Origin of the sequence: Pseudomonas edaphica, assembly GCF_005863185.1 — a bacterium.
Classification (GTDB): Bacteria; Pseudomonadota; Gammaproteobacteria; order Pseudomonadales; family Pseudomonadaceae; genus Aquipseudomonas; species Aquipseudomonas edaphica.
The window spans coordinates 1-2,120 of the sequence record NZ_VBVZ01000840.1 but is presented as its reverse complement, the minus strand read 5'-3'; the positions used below and the strand labels follow the sequence as shown (position 1 = coordinate 2,120).

Here is a 2,120-nt window from a genome sequence, read left to right as displayed (position 1 = left end):
ATTTGCTGGTGCGCGCACTGTCCATGGGCAAGTTGCACCACGCGATGATGGGCACGGCGGCGGTGGCGATTGGCACGGCGGCGGCGATTTCCGGCACCCTGGTCAACCTCGCGGCCGGTGGTGTCGAGCGCAACGCGGTGCGGTTCGGGCACCCGTCCGGCACCTTGCGCGTCGGTGCCGAAGCCACCCAGGTGAACGGCGAATGGGTGGTGAAAAAAGCCATCATGAGCCGCAGCGCACGGGTGTTGATGGAAGGCTTCGTGCGCGTGCCCGGCGACGCGTTCTAACCCTTGCGGGAGCTGGCTTGTGTGGGAGCTGGCTTGCCTGCGATGGCATCACCTCTGTGTTTCAGATGAACCGAGGTGATGCCATCGCGGGCAAGCCCGGCTCCCACAGGTGATTCTCTATTTCAAGGCAGACACCCAAGATCTGCTTTCCAATAACCGTAAGCCCGAGGACTAACCCCAACCCACTTTGGAGTACTGCCATGAGCGCCAACGTCGACCAGAATAACCGCCCCGACTACGACCAGGTCCTGCAGGACATTGCCGACTACGTCCTCAATTACCGCATCGATTCCCGCGACGCGTTGGACACTGCACGCAATTGCCTGATGGACACCCTCGGTTGCGGCCTGCTGGCCCTGCGCTTCCCCGAGTGCACCAAGCACCTGGGGCCGCTGGTGGAAGGCACCGTCGTGCCGTTCGGTGCACGTGTGCCGGGCACTTCATTGCGTCTGGACCCGGTCAAAGCCGCCTGGGACATCGGCTGCATCGTGCGCTGGCTCGACTACAACGACACTTGGCTCGCCGCCGAATGGGGCCACCCTTCGGATAACCTCGGCGGCATCCTCGCCGTGGCCGATCACCTGTCGCAAAAACGCGTGGCCAACGGCGATGCGCCACTGACCGTGCGTGCGGTGCTGGAAGCGATGATCATGGCCCACGAAATCCAGGGCGTGATTGCCCTGGAAAATTCCTTCAACCGCGTCGGCCTCGACCATGTGTTACTGGTGAAAGTCGCCTCCACGGCGGTCACCGCCAAGCTGATGGGCGCCAACCGTGAACAGCTGCTGTCGGCGTTGTCCCACGCGTTTGTCGATGGACAGGCGCTGCGCACCTATCGCCATGCGCCGAATGCCGGCTCGCGCAAATCCTGGGCGGCCGGGGATGCATCGAGCCGTGGCGTACGCCTGGCGGATATCGCGCTGCGCGGCGAGATGGGCATCCCCGGTGTGCTGAGCGCGCCGCAATGGGGTTTTTATGACGTGCTGTTCAGCCACACCAATAAAGACCTGGCGCTCAAGCCAGAGGACAAGCGTGCGTTCAGCCTGTCCCAGCCTTATGGCACCTATGTGATGGAAAACGTGCTGTTCAAGATCAGCTTCCCGGCCGAGTTTCACGCGCAAACAGCCTGTGAAGCGGCGGTGACCTTGCACCCGTTGGTCAAGGATCGTCTGCATGAAATCGAACGCATCGTGATCACCACCCACGAGTCGGCGATTCGCATCATTTCCAAGGTCGGGAAACTGGCCAACGCTGCCGACCGCGACCACTGCCTGCAGTACATGACTGCGGTGCCGTTGGCGTTCGGTAATCTGGTGGCCGAGCAGTACGAGGATGAATTCCACGCGGCGCACCCGATCATCGATGAGCTGCGCGAAAAGATGGAGGTCGTAGAGGACTTGCGCTACAGCCGCGAATACCTGGAGGCCGACAAGCGCTCTATCGCCAATGCCGTGCAGGTGTTTTTCAAGGATGGCACCCACACTGAACAAGTCGCGGTGGAATACCCGATTGGGCATCGCCGCCGTCGGGTGGATGGCATTCCATTGCTGGAGGACAAGTTTAAAGCCAACCTGGCCACGCGGTTTACCGCGCAGCGCAGTGGCGAGATTTTTGCGTTGTGCAAGGATCAGGCGCGGCTTGAGGCTACGCCGGTGAATCGGTTTGTGGACCTGTTTGTGATCTGACAAACACCAAAAAGCTAACGGGGGAGCTAGCTTGTGTGGGAGCTGGCTTGCCTGCGATAGCATCACCTCGGTACTTCAGAAACACCGAGTCGCCTGCATCGCAGGCAAGCCAGCTCCCACAAAAGCCAGCTCCCACTTGGTCCATTAC

2 protein-coding genes are annotated in these 2,120 nt (G+C 61.2%); both read left to right on the top strand.

The window, feature by feature from the left end; translation table 11 throughout:
- The coding region (locus FEM54_RS31145) for a PrpF domain-containing protein (RefSeq protein WP_276614947.1) at nucleotides 1-287 on the top strand (287 nt) is incomplete at its 5' end.
- A gap of 200 nt (nucleotides 288-487) precedes the next feature.
- Nucleotides 488-1,972 (top strand): 2-methylcitrate dehydratase, encoded by a 1,485-nt coding sequence (gene prpD, locus FEM54_RS31140; protein WP_017134746.1) that lies wholly within the window; start codon nucleotides 488-490, stop codon nucleotides 1,970-1,972.
- Nucleotides 1,973-2,120: the final 148 nt, after the last annotated feature.

What these genes read in the sequence shown, in the direction of transcription:
- prpD (WP_017134746.1), top strand. Translation starts at nt 488, where the DNA reads ATGAGCGCCAACGTCGACCAGAATAACCGCCCCGACTACGACCAGGTC.